The organism is Vibrio sp. 970 (genome assembly GCF_033339075.1).
The window spans coordinates 1-517 of record NZ_JAWOTW010000822.1; the positions used below are offsets into that span (position 1 = coordinate 1).

Consider the following 517-nt stretch of genomic DNA (forward strand, 5'->3'; position numbering starts at 1 on the left):
TTTGGAAATTCGCCAGACTTCTGGTGATAAAGCCGTCGTGGACGAAGACAATAACTTGTTCATCAAAGGTGAGCTGATTGAACTCGATGCAGATCAGAAAGCCGCGATTGAAGCATATCGCGAAAAAATGAATGCCTATATCCCTCAAGCTAAGCAGTTAGCGAGTGATGGCTTGGAACTTGCCAATGACATCATTGACGATGTGGCAGCGAGTTTGGATGCGCCGGGCGCGTTTGATAACGTAAAAGTTGCAGTTAAAGACTTCTTTGCTGATGTGCAATCTCGTTATTACAAAGATGGTGATTTTATTTTGCCTGCAGACAGCTTTGAATCGATGACGCAGGGCTGGACGAAAGATTTTGAAAAAGCGCAGGAGATTTTTAATAAAGAGTTTCTGGCTAGCGCGTTCGATGCTTTATCGAAAAAAATGAAAGAAGAGGGTGGTTTAAACCTGACAGCACTCTCTGAAAGCATGGCAGAATTAAGTGCGAAAGTTGAGCAGCGTCTGGCTGAACAT

Annotated in this window: 1 protein-coding gene; it reads left to right on the forward strand. The window is 43.7% G+C overall.

The genetic code is table 11. The annotated features are described in order from the left end of the window. Positions 1 to 517: DUF2884 family protein (locus R7Q11_RS29400; RefSeq protein WP_225467371.1), on the forward strand; the 517-nt coding region annotated here is incomplete at both ends.